The organism is Pseudodesulfovibrio profundus, assembly GCF_900217235.1.
GTDB classification, from domain to species: domain Bacteria; phylum Desulfobacterota; class Desulfovibrionia; order Desulfovibrionales; family Desulfovibrionaceae; genus Pseudodesulfovibrio; species Pseudodesulfovibrio profundus.
This window is the reverse complement of the sequence record NZ_LT907975.1, coordinates 4,041,190-4,061,342: the sequence shown is the minus strand read 5'-3', so window position 1 is coordinate 4,061,342 and position 20,153 is coordinate 4,041,190. Positions and strand designations below refer to the sequence as shown.

Below are 20,153 nucleotides of genomic sequence, written 5' to 3'. Positions count from 1 at the left end.
ACTGCACACAGTACGGTGCAGTCGGCAAAATGGACATTGCTAATCTAGAGTTTCGGCATGGGCATGGGGTCGATGTTGCGCTCAAGGCACTCGGCCACGGAGAGCATGACATCTTCACTAAAGGCCGGCCCCATGAATTGAAGGCCAACAGGCATCTCGGAATCCTTGCCCAATCCAACCGGCAGACTCATGCCCGGCAGGCCAGCAAGGTTGCAGGAGATGGTGAAAATATCCATCAGGTACATCTGGAGCGGATCAGCCTTTTCACCGGCCTTGAAAGCCGTGGTGGGGCAAACAGGACCCGCAATGATATCGCACTGCTCAAACGCCTTTTCAAAGTCTTCGCGCAGAAGACGCCGCACCTTGGCTGCCTTGTTGTAGTAGGCATCGTAGTAACCGGAAGAAAGAACATATGTGCCGATGATGATCCGTCGCTGCACCTCATCGCCGAACCCTTCAGTACGGCTGGAGGTATACATGTCGATCAACTCCTCGGCTTCCATGTTGCGGTGTCCGAAACGAACGCCATCGAAACGGGACAGGTTGGAGGAAGCTTCGGCCATGGCAATGATGTAGTAGGTGGCGATGGCGTAATCGGTCAAAGCGAGCTTGACCGGCACGGTCTTGGCTCCCAGTTCCTCCATCTTCTTGACGGCATCCCTGCAAGCCTGCTCAACTTCTTCATCCAATCCTTCACCCCAGTACTCTTCGGGCAGACCAATGGTCACGCCCTCAAGGGATTCCCTGCCCAGTGCAGCCAGATAGTCCGGCACAGGCACATCAACGGAAGTGGAATCCTTGGGATCGTGTCCGGCCATGACCTGCAAAAGACGAGCGGAATCCTCGACGTTGCGCGTCATGGGACCGATCTGATCCAGTGAGGAACCGTAGGCAATCAGGCCGAAACGGGAAATACGCCCATAGGTCGGCTTCAGGCCAACGATACCGCAGAAAGAAGCAGGCAAACGAATGGAGCCGCCAGTATCCGTGCCAAGGGCTGCATAGCACTGCCCTGCTGCGACGGTTGCGCCGGAACCACCGGAAGAACCACCAGGAACCCGATCCAGATCCCACGGATTCAACGTCTTCATATAAGCCGAGTTCTCAGTGGATGATCCCATGGCGAACTCATCCATGTTGGCTTTACCAATGATAATGGCGCCAGCTTCGCGGAGCTTGGTTACTGCCGTGGCATCATAAAACGGGACAAAATTTTCAAGAATCTTGGAAGCGCAGGTGGTCTTGGTGCCTTTAGCGGCGAGCAAGTCCTTAAGGACAATAGGCACACCCCACAACGCCTTCTCGGCATCAGGCCCTTCGGCATCCATGGCTTCGGCCTGTTGCAGGGCTTCATCCTTCATCACCGTAAGCAGCGCCTGAACACGGGGTTCGGTGGCCTCGATACGCTCAATGCAGCTGGTGACGGCATCAACGGCTTTCACTTCGCCGGACTGAAGAAGTCCGGCGATCTCGCCTAAACTTTTTTCAAACAATTCTGACATGATATATCCTGAAAAAGCGAGTTATACGATACGGGGAACGATAAAGAACTGACCATCCTGCTTGGGGGCATTGGAAAGCACTTCATCACGCTTGTAGTCTTTACGAGCTTCATCCTTGCGGAGCACGGTGGTGTGCTCGACAGGGCTATACATCGGTTCGACTGCATCGGTATCCAACTCACCGAGCTTATCCATATATTCGAGGATGTCGCCAAGCTGACCGGCAAACATCTCAAGCTTTTCCTGCGGCAAATCGAGTCGCGACAAGTTCGCAATCTTCGCCACATCTTCAGGGCTGATTTTCATTGCTCTCTCCTTATATTCACTATGCCTTTCGGCTTGCCGGACAGTATACTGCCCGGATATTACATTCCTTGTTGAGCGGATTTGGCCTTCTCGATCTGCTGTTTGGCTTCTTCTTCCATCCGCTGCTCATATGCTTCGATACGCTTGTCACGACGAGCCTTGGCCCGTTCGATGCGTATCTTCATCTTGTCGGCATCCACCAACTGTTTTCCGTTACGAACCGGGCTGAACAGGTACAAGTCCTGGTGGGCTACGCCGTCGGAATTCCATGAAATCGGTGCCATGCTAAACGGAATTTTCTCCGCTTGAGCAATACGTTTATTGATGTCATCCGCATCCCAGGAGGGGGAAACCGCACCGAGCTTTCCTGCAAAGCGAAGAAAGTCGTATCCAAGAGCCACCCAGAAATCAGCCTGTCCCAATCCTTCTTCATTCAACGCATTCTGAAGGTTGCGTCCGCCGTCAGTATCTTCCAACCATGCTCCGGGGCACACCGCCAAACGGTAGTAGTGCTCATCGATGTCCTTGGCATTATCCAGGGCACGACTCCAGAGCCCGGGGCCAAGGAAGACCAGTTGATCTCCCTCATAAAAGAAGAAGTTCGGCAACAGGGTCTGTGCCTGTCCCCAACCATCTGGGATGAACACAGCACCGAAATCGGGCTGTTCAAGTGGCGCATCCTTGTTATCCCTGAAGTCGTCAGGAACATTCAAAAGCTTGCCAATACGCGCACCCCACTGCTTGAGCTGGCGCGGCGGGTAAGACTGCATTCCCTTGATGCGTCCACCCAGTGGATAGGATTCACTATAGAATGTTTCGGCCATGGCACGGCCAAACTTTTCTTCGGGATAGAAAATTGCCAAATCCTTGATACCCAGTTCTTCGACCGTCATCCGAACAAGACTGCGGACCTCATCATTGTGACTGGTAAAGAACCGCCATGCGTCCTGCCCTTCCTTCAGATCGCCAAGACTGGACATGAAGGTGAAAAAGGCACGATCTGCAAGAATGCTATTGCCCGCAGTGGTAGCAGTCAATTCCTTGAAAGCGCTCACTCGCAGCGGTCCGCCGACGACAGTATAGTGGGATGGGAGCGCTGCAAGCCGTTCGTTCCAATCAGAAGACTCGGTATTGATGACCCGCATATCGATGTCAACGCCCTGCTGGGCCAGTCGCCATTGTGCGAGGCCAACGCCACGCAATATCTTCACGCCGACCTTGCCATAGGGACCGGTGAGCGGCAGTGCCAAAGCAATACCGATGCGGGGTACACCGTACTGGGATTCCAATTCCGAAAGTTTGGCTTCCAGCGGAGCGGTATCGACCAGCTCGGCATTTTTCACCAGACTACGCATGTTGCGCCAGACAGTGGACCATGCCTCTTCATCGGATGCCTTACGTGCATCAAACTCGAAGCCCACAAGTGCGTACGGGAACCGCCAGAGATTTTCCGTCGTGATGGCACCGCTCAAGTCATCCAACTGACGGTCCGTCATTTCCTGCAAACGCTGCAGGTAGGCATTTTCAAACCCAGCCTTAGTGACTGTGTCCGGTGCTTCGGAGTAAAATTTGTCGAGGACATCCAGCCCCTCTTCAACGTAGCCTCGAGTCTGATAATACTGGCCGTACCACAAGGCGACTTCTTCCCTCGTCAACCAGGGAAGACGATCGTTGCGGAGCACCCAGGCCAGATGATTGCGCAGTCGCTCGGTTTTACCCAGCTGGGCCATTGTATCAAGATAGAGGCGCTCCCAGATCGGCTCACCAAGGGCGTCAGTCTGGACGTTTGCCCAATCCTCCAACGCGATACGAGCCTGATGGTAGTGACCGTTGCGATAGGCAGCATCAGCCAGCTTGGGATATACCTCAAGCTTGTCGTCGAGGAGAAAATCCTGACGCTCAAGCAGCTTGGCATAATACAACTCAGCCACTTCAAACCGTTTTGCTTCCCAGGCAGCATTGGCCTCAAGCAGCAGATTGGGAGTGGCAAGCATGTCGACATTGGTCATCGGAGCCTGCTTGGGAGCACAACCCCAGGCAAAAAGAACCAACGAGACTATAAGCAGAGATATTCGTACAATATGGGATAAGTATGTTCGGCGCATCAGGAAATCCATGTCAGCGTTTTGGGGCAGGTCAATAAAAAACCCGGCCCGTTTTCACGGGCCGGGTAATCTATACTTCTCTTGGGCTGCTAAAGCAAGGAGCTTTACTTGACCTCGGTGTAATCGGCATCGACTACATCGTCATCGTCCTTGGCTCCGGTAGCGTCTGCACCGGCAGCGCCAGCAGCTCCGGCAGCACCCATATTCGGGTCAGCGCCATCAGCAGACTGCTGAGCGTAGAGCTGCTCAGCGAGCTTGTGGGAAGACTGGGAGAGCTCTTCGGTCTTGGCCTTGATCTCATCAAGGTCATCGGTCTCCATAGCCTTCTTCAAAGCTTCGATTTTGGTCTCAATGTCGGCCTTCAGCTCTGCATCAACCTTGTCTCCGAGGTCACGCATGGACTTTTCGGAGGTGTAGATCAAGGTATCAGCCTGGTTCCGGGTCTCAATGAGCTCCTGCTTCTTCTTATCGTCATCGGCATGCGCTTCGGCATCCTTGACCATCTGCTCGATCTCGTCATCAGAGAGACCGGAGGAAGCGGTAATCTGGATGGACTGCTCACGTCCGGTGCCCATATCCTTGGCGTTGACATGCACGATACCGTTGGCATCGATGTCGAAGGACACTTCAATCTGCGGTACGCCACGAGGTGCCGGCGGCAGGCCGGTCAGCTCGAAGTTACCGAGCAGCTTGTTGTCCGCGGACATGGGACGCTCACCTTGGAAGACCCGGATGGAAACCGACGGCTGATTATCAGCAGCCGTGGTGAACACCTGAGACTTCTTGGTCGGAATGGTTGTGTTCCGATCAATCAGTCGGGTCATGACGCCACCCATGGTTTCAATACCAAGGGAAAGCGGGGTTACGTCGAGGAGCAGTACATCCTTAACATCACCGGCCAGGATACCACCCTGAATGGCAGCGCCCATGGCGACAACTTCGTCCGGGTTCACGGAACGGTTGGGTTCCTTGCCGAAGAAGCTCTTTACCTTCTCCTGTACCAGCGGCATACGGGTCATACCACCGACGAGGATAACCTCATCAATGTCGGAGGCGGACAGGCCAGCATCCTTGAGCGCCTTTTTGCAGGGCTCAACGGTGCGGTCTACCAGGTCCTCGACAAGGCGTTCCAGCTTGCCGCGGCTAATCTTGACCATCAGGTGCTTGGGACCGTTCTGGTCAGCAGTGATGAACGGCAGGTTGACTTCGGACTCCATGGAAGAGGAAAGCTCGTGCTTTGCCTTCTCTGCTGCTTCCTTCAGGCGCTGCAGAGCCATGCGATCCTTGGACAGGTCGATGCCGTTTTCCTTCTTGAACTCATCAACAAGGTACTCGATGATACGATGGTCGAAATCTTCACCGCCGAGGAAGGTGTCACCATTGGTGGCGCGAACTTCTACGACGTTGTCACCGACTTCGAGAATCGAGATATCGAAAGTACCACCGCCGAGGTCGAAGACAGCGATCTTCTCGTTGGCCTTCTTGTCGAAACCGTACGCCAGCGAAGCCGCAGTAGGCTCGTTGATGATACGCTTGACTTCAAGACCGGCGATCTTGCCAGCATCCTTTGTAGCCTGACGCTGGGAATCGTTGAAATATGCAGGGACGGTGATGACAGCCTCGGTCACCTCTTCACCCAGGTAGGACTCGGCGTCCTTCTTGAGCTTCTGAAGGATCATGGCGGAAACTTCCGGCGGGCTGTACTTCTTGCCGTCGATGTTTACCCACGCGTCATTACCGTTACCGGCAACGATTTCGTAAGGGCAGTGTGTTTTCCACTTATTGACTTCAGGCGCTTCCACGTTGCGACCCATAAGGCGCTTGATGGCAAAAACGGTTTTCTCGGGGTTGGTTACGGACTGGCGCTTGGCAATATCACCAACCAGACGTTCCTTGTCAGTGAAGGCGACAACAGACGGCGTCGTACGTCCCCCTTCGGGGTTGCTGACGCATTTCGGGTCTTTACCTTCCATGACGTAAACACAGGAGTTGGTGGTTCCAAGGTCGATCCCTATGATCTTGCCCATGTGTGTGTCCTCCTAATTCGCTATTGAAAAATTCGCTTGTAGCGTTTCTAGTTTTCGTTCTTTGTTCAATAATCACGCAAGACGGGTTGTAAAGGCCCGCATTGCAAAAAGTCTTAGGCTTTGTTGACCATAACCTTGGCCGGTCGCAGAAGGCGTCCTTTCAGGAAATACCCGCCCTGAACGACCTGGGCTATCTGGTTATTCTGCAACTCGCCATCTTCAACAGTACCGACGGCTTCGTGCATTTCCGGATTGAAATCCACTCCACGCTTGGCATCGACCTGTTCAAGGCCATGATTCTTGACCGCATCAAGGAACAGCTTGCGCGTCATATCCACACCAATGACAAAATTCTTACACGCCGCATCCAGGCCATCAGTGTGAGCCAGTGCGAGATCGAGGTTATCGAGAATGGGGAGCATGTCGGCAAGAATGGACTCGCCTGCATACTTCTTCATCTCTTCGGTCTCGCGCAACAAGCGCTTTTTGAGGTTCTCCGCATCAGCAAGGGAACGCAACTTGATGGCTTCGGCTTCCTTGTGAACATCGCACTCGGGACAGACGGATTCGCGGCACAGCGCTTCCAGTTCGTCCTGACTCAACGAGAAGGCTTCTTCACCTTCAACCTCTTCGGCGCCTTCCGCGACATCGCCTTCAGGAATGTCCTGTTCGACAGAGGCGTCTTTCATCTTGCCCTCCTCGTCGTACAACCCATTGATGGGAACTTCCGTATCTTTATGCTTGGCCATTAACTATTTCCTTACAGAACTGTTTTTATCGTGAAAAAGCCCCGCGATGAGCGAGACTTGTTTGTCAAATAAGCATGGCCGAAAGGTTGTCAATGGATGAGATGGAAAGAAATCAAGGAAAAAATGGTACGGGCTTCTCTTGAATCCAAAAGAAGCCCGCGGACAATAACATGGCTCAATTCAATGCAAAATGCGATTCTTCAACACAGCAGTGACCTAAAACGACTGGACACACGGATGAAGAACGTACTTGTCAGGCTAGAGCGTGAACTCTCCATTCTCATAAATGAGCACGGGTTGCCCTGTTTTCAACCAGGCCGTAACACGTTTGGGCTGAGTGTTAACCAGATCCCAATGCATGTCAGAGGAGTTGAACCCCAGTTCATATTCCAATTCAGGCATCAGCATTTCCACGGGCCCGGTGAAGCTCTCAAGAACCGACCCGCCAAGCGCGATATGGCAGTTGCCATTCTCACCGCCATGATTTTCATCAAGAAGCGTATGCGCCATGAACTGATCCACTCGCGAAAACCGCTTGTCGGTTAATGAGAACTCTCCCACCCTTCGAGCACCCGAATCTGAATACATTTGATTTTGTAAAAACACCTGCCCTCGCCCTGCTTCAACCCGCGCTGCAATCCCTTCGGAAAAATCGATGGAAACTCCCATGACGAGATGCCCGTATCGAAGCGTTGGCTGGTCGGCATAATAGGTGCCGCTGATACCACGGGCGTCCGGCGCAAAATAGATTTCATAGCCGGGGATATTGGCTCCGCCCACTCCGACAAAGCGCCTGTTGTCACCGACCGGCACTTTAAGATTGATATCTTCCGACTCCACCTTGAGCGATTTGATATCCATTGAATCGAGCCAGTCGCAGACTTCCTGCACTTCCCGCTGAAGGCGACGCCATTCCTTGACAGGAGTCGGCATATTCAGCCAGCAGGCCCGCTTGAGAGCATAAGCGTACTCTTCCAGGGTCATTCCCGACGCATCGGCCAGCGCCTGTGTCGGATAGACGCAAGTGGTGACACCAAGCTCCCGTGAATTCTTGCGGCGCTCCAGTATGCTTCTGTTTTGCGCACCGGCCTTGCGGGCCTCGGCTATGATCCGCGGATCGATGGTTTGCAAATGAGTCAGATCCTCCGGAGCAAGGATATTGATGATCCCGGCAGCCTTTCCATACATCTCTGCCACACCTGGCGGCTGAAAGAGCAACTGGCCGTAGCTGGAGTTGAGATACCGCTCCACCTCCATGTACGGTGTCGGTTGCGCCACCGGGACAGGCATCAGGTGCGCATCCATCAAACAGGAATAGACGGCTTCGGCAAGGGCCAGGCCCGGGATATCGTACCGGATGAGGACCACATCCCGGTTTTTCAAAGGACGTGTCCGAGTCTGATTCAAGGCCCACAGCAGGACCTCGGCATAATTCTCCATATCCACTTGATCGTACAACGACACACCGACTCCTAGGTAAATTGATATCCATTTGTATTCTTGCAAGATATACCCGATGCACCTATGGGGCAACGACTTTTCCGCCTCTGCGCACTTTGACATCTTCGCAGACTGTCCGTACATCAACTGCATGCCTGTACTACCAATTCCCGAATATCGTCCCCCGTTCCCGTTCCGTTCCGGTAATGCTGCGACTCTGTATCCGCCGTTGTTTCGCCCTACGCCGAATCTCCTCCCCGGACGTGAACGCATTGAAACTCCCGACAAGGATTTTCTGGATATCGACCGCCATAAATGCGGAACGACAACGAGCCGAAAACTGGTTGTCGTCAGCCACGGTCTGGAAGGCAACTCAAGGAAAAAATATGTCCTTGGCATGGCCCGGATGGCCCTTGATTTCGGGTACGATGCAGTGTGCTGGAACCAGCGTGGCTGCGGCACTTCGACCAATCGTCTGCTGCGCTCCTACCACTCTGGCGAAACAGAGGACCTGCACACAGTCATCACCCATTGTCTAAAAAGTGGTTACGAAGAAGTTGCGCTGATCGGCTTTTCCATGGGCGGCAATCAGATTCTCAAGTATCTGGGTGAAAATCCGGACCGCGTCCCGGCTCAGGTAAAAAAAGCCATCACCTTTTCCGTTCCCTGCGACCTGTCGGAATCGGAAATACTTATTTCCAAGCCATCCCGTCGTGTCTATTTCGAATACTTCATGCGAGGTCTGCGCAAGAAGGTCCGCACCAAGGAGGCCATGTTCCCCAACAAGGTGGATTCTTTCCATCTCGAAGGCATCACTTCCCTGCGGCAATTCGATGATATCTACACGGCACCACACAACGGATTTGCCAATGCCGAAGAGTATTATGCGAAGTCGAGTTGCAAACAGTTCCTGCCGAACATTACCGTTCCCACACTCCTTGTGCAGGCATTGAACGACCCCTTCCTCGCTCCGGCCTGTTTCCCTGTCACGGAAGCGGACAACAATGCCAATCTGATGCTTGAGATTCCGCAGTACGGCGGCCACGTTGGTTTCGTTCAAGCCGGACCGGAGAACATTTACTGGTCGGAAGCACGAGCCAAGGCATTCCTGGCTGAGTAGGCAACAAAGCAAATACTATCAGCGCGGTGCCGATCCATCCGGCACCACGCTTTTATCATCCAAAAGAAAAGCCCAGCCTGTCTGATCGACTTCAGACAGGCTGGGCTTCATATTTTTCATCGTGAAAGGTTTCTTTCCTCGGATGCATCCTATGCTTTCTTACGAACTCCAAGCAACGACACAAGTGGGATGAGTGCGCCTATAAACGCCAGAACGCCAAGGACGTAAATCTTTTTCCCCAGATCCAGAGCGATTATTTCCATGGAAAAAGCACCCACCATGAAAATCAAAAACGTCATGAGAGCCGAGGCGGCACCGATATCAGTCTCCACCTGATCCAGAATCAGGTTGTTACTGATGGGCCGGGACACACCAACGGCGTATGTTATGAAGAACATGGGGATCATGACACTCAGCGGCGTTTCTCCGCCCAGATACATAAGAACGCTTCCAGCCAGCAGCATTGTTATCAAGGCACCAATGAGCATATGGACGGGCTTATACACCCCGGACAACCGCGTACACGTCAGTGAACCAAGCATAAATCCGAGAGCATTCAGTCCGAAATAAATACCATATGTCTGCTCAGACAATCCGAGACCGGTAATATAGATGGCCGGAGAGCCGCCGATAAAGGCGAAGTGCGGCAGAACGACAACAGCGAACGCCATGGCGTAAATGATGTAATTGCGGTTTTTCAAAACGGTCAAATACCGCCCGGCCACAGACAGCAATCCACCGGAGGTAAACTCCTCCAACGGTTCCTTGAGCCGAATGGTTCCGTAAAGTGCCGCCAGTGCGAGTACACCCTGCAAGACGAAAATCATCCTCCAGGAGCCGACCTTGAGCAACAATCCACCAAGCGTCGGTGCCAGCATGGGACAAAAGGCCATGATGACGCCAATATAACCGAGCATCTTCTGTCTTTGGACGCCATCATAGAGATCTTTGGTCAGTGCCAGGGCAAGGGCGGAAGCACCCGCAGCGCCAGCAGCCTGGACCACACGAGCCAGAATCAGAATGGTAATAGAATCTGCCATCGCACAAAGTCCGCTACCAACTATGAAGGTGATGATTCCGGCCATCAGAACAGGACGGCGTCCAAACCGATCGGATAATGGACCGTGAATGAGCAGACAGACGCTAAAAGCAACAAAGAAAATGACAAGCGACAGATTGGCCTGGGCCAGCGAAATCCCCCACGTCATTTGCAAAGTAGGAATTGCAGGGAGATACATGTCAGTCGACAACGGCGGAAACGCCGCCAATAATGAAAGTAGAATCAGATTGGGCACGAAAAATCCTTGAATGGTATGAGTGAAGCATTCAAGGTCTGCCTGCATAGGAACAAAGTCAAGCGTTCTTTTTTTCCCAAGTCACGCCCTTTTGCTGAATCAAAAACAACTTTTGGAATCCTTAACTATTTCCTTTAAAAATTAATTTTCAATCCACGGGAAAAGCTCTCCCATAGAACAAAAAAAGAGGTGCCCGGTAATTACCGGACACCTCTTTGCATTTACACATAGTAGCATTACTCGAAAACGAGTTCGCCACCTTTCTCATCCACAGTCACGGTGTCGCCGTCCATTAGCTCTCCACCGATCAGCTTCCTGGCCAACGGCGTCTCAAGGTGAGACTGGAGATAGCGATGCAACGGTCGAGCACCAAAGTTCGGATCATACGCACCATCGGCGATGAAACGCTTAGCACCGTCTGTCAAAATCAACTCTATCTTCCGATCCGCCAGCCTTGAACTGAGTCCGGCCAAAAGCAGATCGATAATCTGGATCAGCTGATCCTTCAGAAGCGGTCGGAACAGCACGGTGGCATCCACGCGGTTAAGGAACTCGGGGCGGAAGTGTCTGCGCAGGACATCCCGCACTTTATCCTCCACACCTTCCATGAACTCGCCTGAGTTATCGATGCCATCCAGCATGTATTCCGCACCCAGGTTGGATGTCATGATGACGATAGTGTTCTTGAAGTCAACGGTACGCCCGTGGGAATCCGTCAGACGCCCGTCGTCAAGAATCTGCAACAGGACGTTGAACACGTCATGGTGCGCCTTCTCTATCTCATCAAACAACACCACCGAGTACGGCTTGCGGCGAACCGCTTCCGTCAACTGACCGCCCTCATCATAGCCGACATAGCCGGGAGGCGCACCGATGAGCCGGGCCACCGTATGCTTCTCCATGTACTCCGACATGTCGAGGCGGATCATGTTATCCTTCGAATCAAAGAGCGCTGAAGCAAGTGTCTTGCACAGCTCCGTCTTACCCACGCCCGTAGGCCCGAGGAAAATGAACGAGCCAATGGGACGCGAGGGGTCTTTCAGACCGGCACGGGCGCGCAGCACTGCATCGGCTACAGCCTGAACCGCTGCATCCTGCCCGATAACCCGCTCATGGAGCACATCGGCCAGACGTAGGAGCTTTTCCCTTTCGCCTTCCAGCAGTCTGGAGACGGGAATGCCGGTCCAGCGGGCAATAACCTGCGCCACATCATCGGGACCAACCTCTTCCTTGACCATGCGAGGCGTATCGCCGGACTCAAAGGCCGCGTTTCGTTCATTCAGATCTTTTTCCAGTGTCGCAAGCGTACCGTATTCCAACTCGGCCGCACGGTTGTAATCATGCACCCGCTTGGCTTCCTCTATCTCACGACGGGTGGATTCGATTTCCTCCTTGAGCGAACGCAAGCGTTCGATACCGGATTTCTCGTTTTCCCACTGGGCAAGCAATGCAGCCTGCTTCTCCTTGAAGTCTCCCAGGTCGACTTCCAGCTTATGGAGTCGCTCCTTGGAGGCATCATCCGTCTCACGCTTGAGTGCTTCGCGCTCAATTTCAAGCTGCATGATCTGGCGGTTGACCTTATCCAGTTCATACGGCTGCGAGTCGATCTCCGTCCGAATCAGGGCCGCGGCCTCATCAATGAGGTCGATGGCCTTGTCCGGCAGTTGACGATCCGTGATGTATCGGTTCGACAGGACGGCGGCTTCCACAACGGCACCATCGGAAATCCGCACACCGTGGTGCACCTCGAATCGTTCACGCAAACCGCGAAGGATCGATATGGTATCTTCCACAGTGGGTTCATCCACTGAGACCGTCTGGAAACGCCGTTCCAGTGCCGGGTCCTTTTCAATATATTTACGATACTCATCCGTGGTTGTCGCACCAATGCAGTGCAGTTCTCCACGGGCCAGCATGGGCTTAAGGATGTTACCCGCATCCATTGCGCCGTCGGTCTTGCCTGCACCAACAATGGTGTGCAGCTCATCAATGAACATGATGATCTGTCCGGCAGACTCCTGCACCTCCTTGAGTACCGCCTTGAGGCGTTCCTCAAACTCACCGCGATACTTGGCACCCGCAATGAGTGCGCTCATATCGAGGCTGAATACGGTCTTTTCCTTCAAACCTTCGGGCACGTCCTCGGCAACAATGCGCTGGGCCAGTCCTTCGGCAATGGCAGTCTTACCAACACCGGCCTCACCGATGAGCACCGGGTTGTTCTTTGTGCGCCTCGACAGGATGCGAATGACACGACGTATCTCCGAATCCCGGCCGATGACCGGATCGAGCTTGCCCGACCTCGCCTCCTCCACCAGATCACGCCCGTATTTCTTGAGCGAATCATAGGTGGCTTCCGGGTTGTCAGATGTCACACGCTGCTTGCCGCGCACCTCGTTCAACACAGCCAGGACCTTGTCCTTGTCGATGTTGAACTGCTTGTTGACCCGCCCTACGCCTGTGGAAGACGGCTCGTCCATGAGCGCCAGGAAAACGTGCTCAACAGAGACAAACTCATCCTTCATGCGCTTGGATTGATCACCGGCAGCCACAAGCACCTTTTGCAGACGCTGGGTTACCAGAATCTGATCAGGACGTGCGCCCGGCCCGGAGACTTTGGGAATCTTGGTGATTTCCGCGTCCACGGCACCAAGGTATGCGTCGGCGGCAACACCCAGCTTGCGCAGGATTTGCGGGACAAGTCCCTGCTCCTGCGTCACAAGGGCGTGCAGCAGATGTTCACAGTCTATTTGCTGATGCCCATTCCGAATAGCCATGCTCTGGGCTTCGGAAACGGCATCCTGCGTTTTTTTGGTGAAAGTATTGGGATCCATTAATGAACCTCCTTAAGCGATTATTATAAAAAATTAAACCAAGCGCTTAAGCTCTTCCACTTCCTGTTCGAGCTCTTCGACCCTGTCCAGCAGATCAACAACAATGGAGCCGCTGTTGAACGACATGTCGAGATCGTTGACGAGCCGCATGAGTTTGTGGATTCGGTACACATCGCGCAAACGAAACAGGTATTCATCGGCGCTGGTCTTTTTCGGACTGATCCAGCCCAGCTCGATCAGCTCTGCTACTTCTCCCGGTTGTATGGATGTCAATTCCACCAATTGCGCCCAAGCAACATAGTCGGAAGGCTCCGGCAAGTTGAGACCGGGCAGTTGCATCATCATTTCCCTGAGTCGTCTGGTCGTCATGCTACCCTCTTTTTAAAACTCTCTCGGCTTGAAGGTTGATACTTCCTGCAACTTTTCCCACAATTCACGCTCTTCATTCGATAAAATATCCGGTGCCTGGATCATGATCCGAACATATTGGTCGCCTTTTTTGGCTCCACTACCAAGCCCTTTACCCTTGATGCGAAGTCGCTTGCCGGAACCGATTCCAGGGGGAATCTTCATCTCAACGGCACCGTCCAGCGTCGGGATTCTGGCCGTTGTTCCAAGGGTCGCCTCCCAAGGGGCAAGAGGCAGATCAAGCACCACATCCGTGTCTTTCACTTTAAACATGGGGTGCGGCATCAGCTTGATCTTCAGGTACAAATCACCTTTGGAGCCGCCGGCCATACCGGGATTACCCTGACCGGACAACCTGATTTTCTGTCCGTCCTTGATCCCCGCAGGCACGTTGACCTCAAGGGTCTTGGTGGTCATGCGAGGGATGCCTTCCGGTCCGCTCACCTGCTCCTGCAGGGTGATGGACTTAGTCCCGCCACGGTATGCTTCCTCCAAAGACAGCTCATACGAAGCCTCGGAATCGGCTCCCCGTCTGGGGCGTTGTTGGTAGCCACCGCCACCGAATCCGCCCTGCTGGTATCCACCCTGCGAAAAACCACTTCTGAATCCGGCTCCACCTGCACCACCAAAGATCGTCTCGAAAAAGTCCGAGAAGCCACCCTGGGAGAAACCGCCTCCTCCAAAATTGACGTTGTCGTATCCGGGCGGCGGCTGGAAGTTCTGTCCATGCTCCCAGTTGGAACCGAACTGATCATACATTTTGCGTTTCTTCTCGTCCTTCAGGACCTCGTACGCTTCATTAATTTCCTTGAACTTGGTCTCGGCCACACTGTCGTTGGGATTGAGATCAGGGTGATACTTGCGCGCGAGCTTCTTGAACGCCTTGGCGATCTCATCCTTTGATGCAGACCGAGAAACACCGAGCAGCTTGTAATAATCTTTGTATTCCATTGAGTGTACGTTCCTTTATCAACGACGAAATTTTATTGAATCCGAGTGTAATGGTAAGAAGCCTGATCAAACTGTCAAGATGTCAAAAACAATTTAGCGCAACTTTTTCCACAGACTTTTCCACAGGCCCAAAACGTGCAGCTTTCAGGCATTCACTACCAGACTTTGTCTTTATATACGCTTTTGTCGGCTGTGTCTTCTCTCCTCGAATTCGAGGCTGAAACGCATACTATCATTGTAGAACCCAAAAACAAAAGCACCTCCGAAAAGGTGCTTCATCATATGGTATCGAAAAAGGATAATACGCGTCAGGAAACAGACTCAAAGGCCAGACGACCGACTCCCGGGGCGCAATGTCCACTGCGTAGTGCCTCCACAAGGTCGTTGCGACAGGAGATGGAGCGAGTAAACCGGATCGGGAAACGGCCAAGTTCATCAAGTGAATGAGCATCAGAGCCGGACACCCGGACGAATCCATGCTTGGCTGCCAGGGCTTCGGCCAGAGTGTCTTCCGCCTCGGTATTGCGGCCATTCACCACTTCGACCGCTGTAGGAGGATGCGTAATAATGGTGGAAGGATCAGAGGGACGCCATCCTCTATAAGGATGCGCGGCCACGATGGCTCCACCCATGCTATTAACATGATCAATGAGTGCACCAGCCGCCATGCCGGGGTGCAGTGACTCAACATCGCCATACACCAGAAAATCACCCTGGGGCGTGGTATACTCCATCCCAACCAGGACGAGCAATCCATCGGACTGGAAACCTTCGTCGATTTGTGCCAGAACATCGGTGGAATCGTGGTCCGTAATGCAGACACCATCCAGACCCAACGCACGGGCATTGGCAAGGATCTGAGTTACGGGCATACTACTGCAATCCGAGACATCGGAATGAACATGGGTATCGATAAGCATGGTGACGGGCTTTCCTCCTGATTGTGACAGCCGTTAACAGTATATGTAAACACTATGCATTCGATTGACAACCTCAATACTAGATCGTTTAAAAAAACAGCGCGACATTCGTTGCGCCGAGCTGGGAGACTGACGTGCCTAAGACTTGTGTCCTTATACTACTTGATGGCCTGGGAGACCGGGCGCACGCACTTCTCAACAATCAGACACCACTCCAGGCTGCTGAAACACCATGCCTCGACCGCCTGGCAGCAATGGGATCCACCGGTTTGTACCATGCAGGCAAACTCGGCCAACCCCTACCCAGTGAAAACGCACATTTTGCCATGTTCGGCAGCCCGAAAAGTGAATTTCCCGGCCGCGGCGTGCTCGAAGCCATCGGCGCTGACGTGGAGTTGGAAGATGGCGATATCGCCATGCTGGCCCACTTCACCAGCGTACTGACCACTCTGGAGAACTATCTTGTTCTCAAATACGACCGCATTTGTGGCACTCCCGACGAGATCGATGCCCTGTATGCCGCTGCCGATCATTATGAAAAGGATGGTATAACCATTCGCCTGCATAAAACCGGCGGCATGTTCAGTGTGCTGACCATGCACGGTGACGTATCACCCTACATCACCGACTCCAACCCGATGGTCGATGGCCGCTTCGTTTCCGCGGTCAGACCGCTTGCAACACACCGTGACGACCCGGATGCCATCAGAACAGCCAGAGTGCTGACGGACTACATCTCCTGGGCCTACCACCGCCTGAGCGCCGTGGAACAGAACAAGTTGCGCGTTCGCCAAACACTTCCGCCGATCAACGGCATCGTGACCCAGCGTGCTGGCCGCATGTGCCCTCGCGTATCCATGGGGAACAGGTACGGCATGCGGGCGTTGTCCATAGCCAGCGGCCACATGTATGGCGGTATGGCGAAATTCCTCGGCATGGATTTCCACAAGGTGCGCGACACCCGCGATCCGGGCAAGGATATTGCCAAGCGCCTCGAATATGCCGCCACCAGACTGGAGGACTACGAGTTCATCCATGTTCACACCAAGGCCCCGGATCAGGCAGCGCACACCAAAAGCCCCAAAGGCAAAGTGCGTGCGATCGAATCGTTGGACAAAGGATTGAGCCAGGCCATTGAGCCACTTCTGTACGACGATGATGTCCTTCTGGTAGTCACTGCTGACCACTCCACACCCAGCAGCGGCAAGCTGATTCACTCCGGTGAACCGGTGCCGGTCATGTTTGTGGGTGAAGGCGTGCGTCGCGACACCATCGACAAATTCGACGAGGTGAGCACGAGTGCTGGCGCGTTGAGCTGCCTGAGACAGGACGAGATCATGCACATGATACTCAACTATCTCGACCGGGCCCGTTTGGCTGGCATCCACGACTCGCCCCTGGCACAGGAATTCTGGCCTGGAGATTACGATCCGTTCATCATTCAGCCACGGGAAGAAGAAAAAGAAGACGAATAAATGCAACACCCCATCGGCTTCATACACGGAAGATTTCAGGTACTGCACAATGACCATCTAAAGTACCTGATGGCCGGAAAACGGTTATGCGACCACCTGATTGTCGGCATCACCAATCCGACGCCGGACACCATCGACGAAGAGGCATCCAACCCGGAACGCTCTGAACCGATGAACAATCCGCTGACCTTTGAAGAACGAAAGGCGATGATCGTTGCAGCTTTCAATGAAGTCGGTTTGCGGGATCACGAGTACTCCGTGGTCCCGTTTCCCATATGCAAGCCGGACCTGCTCCGGGAGACTGCGCCAGCCGATGCTATATACTACCTGACTATATATGATGACTGGGGACGAGAAAAAGAGCAGCGGCTCCGTGACCTCGGTTTGAAAACGCACGTCATGTGGGAACGGTCCCCATCCGAAAAAGGCATTTCAGGGACCGACGTTCGCCAGGCCATACGAGATGACCGCGACTGGCAATCCATGGTCCCTCCGGCGGTAGCAGAACTCGTGGAAGCGTGGAATCTTCAGAAACGATTGTCTTCTTCCAACTCTTCCGGCTCGTAGTCCGCTGTTGTCGGATTGAAACAGTACCGGCAATGACCAGGACGTCGAAACAGATGGATGAGAATCATCCCTGCCAGAAAACCACCAACATGCGCCCACCAGGCAACGCCGCTTGCCGCCTGCATTTTTGACGACATCAACCCCGACACCACCTGTGACAAAAACCATATTCCAAGAAAGAGGTAGGACGGCACCCTGAGTATCAGCGGTATGATGATGATCGGAACCAGGGTCAGCACACGCCCATGCGGATACAGCATGACATAGGCACCCATCACACCGCCAACTGCGCCGGATGCCCCGATGATCGGCAGGGAGGATGCCTGCTCGAATACCATGTGCAGGGCCACGGCAGCCAATCCGCACGTCAGATAAAAAACCACAAACTGCCAATGGCCGGTGACATCCTCGATGTTGTCACCAAACAACCACAACATCCACATGTTCAGGATGATGTGCATCCATCCACTGTGCAAAAACATGTACGTGACAAAAGGCCAGCCGATGGTCTGCGGATATCCGGCCCAGAGAGCCCACTCGGGCTCAAAGAATCGAGCGGGGACGACCCCAAAAAGATGATACAGGTAGACCATCTCCCGAAAATCGAGTGATTTGCTGTACATGAATGCAAGGACATTGATCGCGATGATCGCCATGACTGCAACAGGCATGGTCACACGCGGCACATTGTCCCGAAGTGGAATCATGCCTTGTCTCCCTCCCCTGCAAATTCCTGGGCCAACCGAGGCCACAGTTCATCGAGCCACTTGGCAAATTCGGCATTGCGCTCGGTAAAGCGTGCTGTCGCCCACTCGTGCAAACGGCGCGTTTCCTGTTCAAGGTCTTCCAGTGAGCCGCTATTTTCCACGACCATATCACATGCCGCGAGCTTATCCTGCTCGGGCCACTGCCATGAATCGAATACGGCCAGCATTTCACGCGACAGACCTCGTTGACGCCGCAGGTCGCCTGTACGCATTTCCTCTGGGCAACGAACACCTGCAACCACATCGACCTGGCCGGTCTTGTGCCACCCCCCTTCCAGTAGCAAAGGCACTTCGGCATACGCTACCGAAGTGTCACGGTGCGCCCGGAAGAACAGTTCGCACTCATGTCGAACCATGGGATGGACCATGTCCATGACTTCCCGACGCAGATTCTCAGAATCACACATGGCCGAAAAGAGCTTTGCCTTGTCAACGCTGCCGTCTTCGTGGCTGAACTGGTTGCCAAAGCGCTGGGCAATCATGTCAGCCCCATCGCCTCCGGCTTCGTAGAGTTTCGCCACGGATTCATCGGCGCTGAATGTCGGATGCGCTTGTTTCCGCAGAGAATTGACCACCGTCGACTTTCCTGAACCCGGCATCCCGACAATCCCCACACGGAGGCATTCACGATACAGCCCCTGGAGGAGCGACAGAATATCTTCAGGCGGTGTTTGCCAGAAGGTCAGCCGTTCTTTCGTCTGTGGATGGGTGAAAGAAATATGAAATGCATGGAGCATTTGTCGTGGCCCGAGTTGAGCCAGTTTGTCGTCGCGTCGCTTCCAGACCGCATCTTCCTGTGAACCATAGGTGGCATCTCCCACCAGAGGGTGTCCGATATGAGCCATATGCACACGAATCTGATGAGTTCTGCCCGTATGAATTCGGACTGCGACCAGACTTGCCAGCCCTCGCGGTCCGGTCCAGAGGACGCGATAATCGCTACGCGCCTCTCGGCCCCCTTTTTCGACCACGGCCATACGGGTCTTGCGAGTGGGGTGCCGCCCGATGGGAGCATCAATACCCCCTTCGGCTTTCTTGGGACGGCCATGAACCACGGCCAAGTAGACCTTGTCCACACTCCGCTCTGCAAAATCTGCAGACAGTCGAAGGCGGCCAGCTTCGTTTCGCGCCACGACAATGAGACCCGATGTATCCTTGTCCAGTCGATGCACTATTCCCGGGCGCTGACCATCCATGCCGGATTCTGCCGACGCCATATCCGGGTAACTGTGAAGCAGATAATTGACCAGTGTTGCATCCGGTTCACCCGGTGCGGGATGCGTGGTGACACCGGCGGCTTTATCCACAACCACTATATTGTCATCTTCATATACTATCTTCAGATCACCGGGGATGGCTTCTGCAGTATCTTCTCCTGAAGACTGCAGCTCACCGATCTCAAGCGTGTCGAACCCGGCCAGTTTATATTTGCCCTTGTCAACGACTTCACCATTGACCGTGGCCAGCCCTGATTCAATCCAGCTTTTGACTTTGCCTCTGGAAACGCCTGTCTCCGCCAGTTCACGTGCCCAAAACTTGTCGAGCCGCGTACCAATATCCTGTGCGGAAACGGTTCGTTCCCATCTGCCTGTGTTTTTATTATCCATCCGCGGAGGATATACCGGGAATCATTGGAAAGTAAATTTCAAATTGGGCGCGAATGGCTGATTGTGAAAATTCATCCTTG

Annotated in this window: 16 protein-coding genes; 3 read left to right on the top strand and 13 right to left on the bottom strand. The window is 53.7% G+C overall.

The features are described 5' to 3' along the window. Positions 1 to 44: 44 nt before the first annotated feature. The 6 genes from gatA to DPRO_RS18970 all read right to left on the bottom strand — a co-directional run bounded on the left by gatA (position 45) and on the right by DPRO_RS18970 (position 8,153). Positions 45 to 1,502, bottom strand: a complete 1,458-nt coding sequence (gatA, locus tag DPRO_RS18995) for an Asp-tRNA(Asn)/Glu-tRNA(Gln) amidotransferase subunit GatA (RefSeq protein ID WP_097013493.1) — start codon at positions 1,500 to 1,502, stop codon at positions 45 to 47. A 21-nt stretch (positions 1,503 to 1,523) separates the two neighbouring features. Next, the gene (gene gatC / locus DPRO_RS18990) at positions 1,524 to 1,808 is read right to left on the bottom strand and encodes an Asp-tRNA(Asn)/Glu-tRNA(Gln) amidotransferase subunit GatC (RefSeq protein WP_097013492.1); all 285 of its coding nucleotides are present in this window, start codon (positions 1,806 to 1,808) and stop codon (positions 1,524 to 1,526) included. A 59-nt stretch (positions 1,809 to 1,867) separates the two neighbouring features. Continuing rightward, positions 1,868 to 3,817, bottom strand: coding sequence for a type 1 periplasmic-binding domain-containing protein (locus DPRO_RS18985; protein ID WP_232005650.1), 1,950 nt, complete (start codon positions 3,815 to 3,817; stop codon positions 1,868 to 1,870). A 200-nt stretch (positions 3,818 to 4,017) separates the two neighbouring features. Then, the gene (dnaK, locus tag DPRO_RS18980) at positions 4,018 to 5,940 is read right to left on the bottom strand and encodes a molecular chaperone DnaK (protein WP_097013490.1); all 1,923 of its coding nucleotides are present in this window, start codon (positions 5,938 to 5,940) and stop codon (positions 4,018 to 4,020) included. A gap of 113 nt (positions 5,941 to 6,053) precedes the next feature. Further along, entirely contained in the window at positions 6,054 to 6,689 is a 636-nt protein-coding gene (locus DPRO_RS18975; RefSeq protein WP_097013489.1) for a nucleotide exchange factor GrpE, read from the bottom strand. Between the two features lie 258 nt (positions 6,690 to 6,947). Further along, positions 6,948 to 8,153 (bottom strand): aminopeptidase, encoded by a 1,206-nt coding sequence (locus tag DPRO_RS18970; protein WP_097013488.1) that lies wholly within the window; start codon positions 8,151 to 8,153, stop codon positions 6,948 to 6,950. Positions 8,154 to 8,280: 127 nt separating this feature from the next. Between DPRO_RS18970 and DPRO_RS18965 the strand changes: the two genes are divergently transcribed. After that, a complete protein-coding gene (locus DPRO_RS18965) occupies positions 8,281 to 9,249 on the top strand; it encodes a YheT family hydrolase (RefSeq protein WP_097013814.1) in 969 nt (322 codons plus the stop codon). 149 nt (positions 9,250 to 9,398) lie between these two features. Here DPRO_RS18965 and DPRO_RS18960 read toward each other — a convergent pair whose 3' ends face one another. The 5 genes from DPRO_RS18960 to DPRO_RS18940 all read right to left on the bottom strand — a co-directional run bounded on the left by DPRO_RS18960 (position 9,399) and on the right by DPRO_RS18940 (position 15,657). After that, on the bottom strand, positions 9,399 to 10,592 hold the full coding sequence (locus DPRO_RS18960; RefSeq protein ID WP_322788577.1) for a multidrug effflux MFS transporter: 1,194 nt from the start codon (positions 10,590 to 10,592) through the stop codon (positions 9,399 to 9,401). A gap of 188 nt (positions 10,593 to 10,780) precedes the next feature. Then, positions 10,781 to 13,378: an ATP-dependent chaperone ClpB gene (gene clpB, locus DPRO_RS18955; protein WP_097013487.1), complete on the bottom strand. Its 2,598-nt coding sequence runs from the start codon at positions 13,376 to 13,378 to the stop codon at positions 10,781 to 10,783. Positions 13,379 to 13,411: 33 nt separating this feature from the next. Next, positions 13,412 to 13,747 carry a chaperone modulator CbpM gene (locus DPRO_RS18950; RefSeq protein ID WP_097013486.1) on the bottom strand — a complete coding sequence of 112 codons (336 nt, stop codon included), beginning with the start codon at positions 13,745 to 13,747 and terminating at the stop codon, positions 13,412 to 13,414. 12 nt (positions 13,748 to 13,759) lie between these two features. Continuing rightward, positions 13,760 to 14,737, bottom strand: a complete 978-nt coding sequence (locus DPRO_RS18945; RefSeq protein WP_097013485.1) for a DnaJ C-terminal domain-containing protein — start codon at positions 14,735 to 14,737, stop codon at positions 13,760 to 13,762. A gap of 308 nt (positions 14,738 to 15,045) precedes the next feature. Next, complete coding sequence (locus DPRO_RS18940; protein WP_097013484.1) at positions 15,046 to 15,657, bottom strand: PHP-associated domain-containing protein; 612 nt, start codon at positions 15,655 to 15,657, stop codon at positions 15,046 to 15,048. A gap of 134 nt (positions 15,658 to 15,791) precedes the next feature. On the opposite strand from DPRO_RS18940, the gene DPRO_RS18935 reads away from it, so the two are divergent. After that, positions 15,792 to 17,132 carry an alkaline phosphatase family protein gene (locus DPRO_RS18935; protein ID WP_097013483.1) on the top strand — a complete coding sequence of 447 codons (1,341 nt, stop codon included), beginning with the start codon at positions 15,792 to 15,794 and terminating at the stop codon, positions 17,130 to 17,132. Then, positions 17,133 to 17,699: an adenylyltransferase/cytidyltransferase family protein gene (locus tag DPRO_RS18930; protein ID WP_097013482.1), complete on the top strand. Its 567-nt coding sequence runs from the start codon at positions 17,133 to 17,135 to the stop codon at positions 17,697 to 17,699. Here DPRO_RS18930 and DPRO_RS18925 read toward each other — a convergent pair. Both DPRO_RS18925 and coaE read right to left on the bottom strand, forming a co-directional pair. Next, complete coding sequence (locus DPRO_RS18925; protein WP_097013481.1) at positions 17,660 to 18,406, bottom strand: rhomboid family intramembrane serine protease; 747 nt, start codon at positions 18,404 to 18,406, stop codon at positions 17,660 to 17,662. The genes DPRO_RS18930 and DPRO_RS18925 overlap by 40 nt on opposite strands. Then, positions 18,403 to 20,073 carry a dephospho-CoA kinase gene (coaE, locus tag DPRO_RS18920; RefSeq protein ID WP_097013480.1) on the bottom strand — a complete coding sequence of 557 codons (1,671 nt, stop codon included), beginning with the start codon at positions 20,071 to 20,073 and terminating at the stop codon, positions 18,403 to 18,405. The genes DPRO_RS18925 and coaE overlap by 4 nt, the downstream gene beginning before the upstream one ends. Positions 20,074 to 20,153 lie beyond the last annotated feature (80 nt).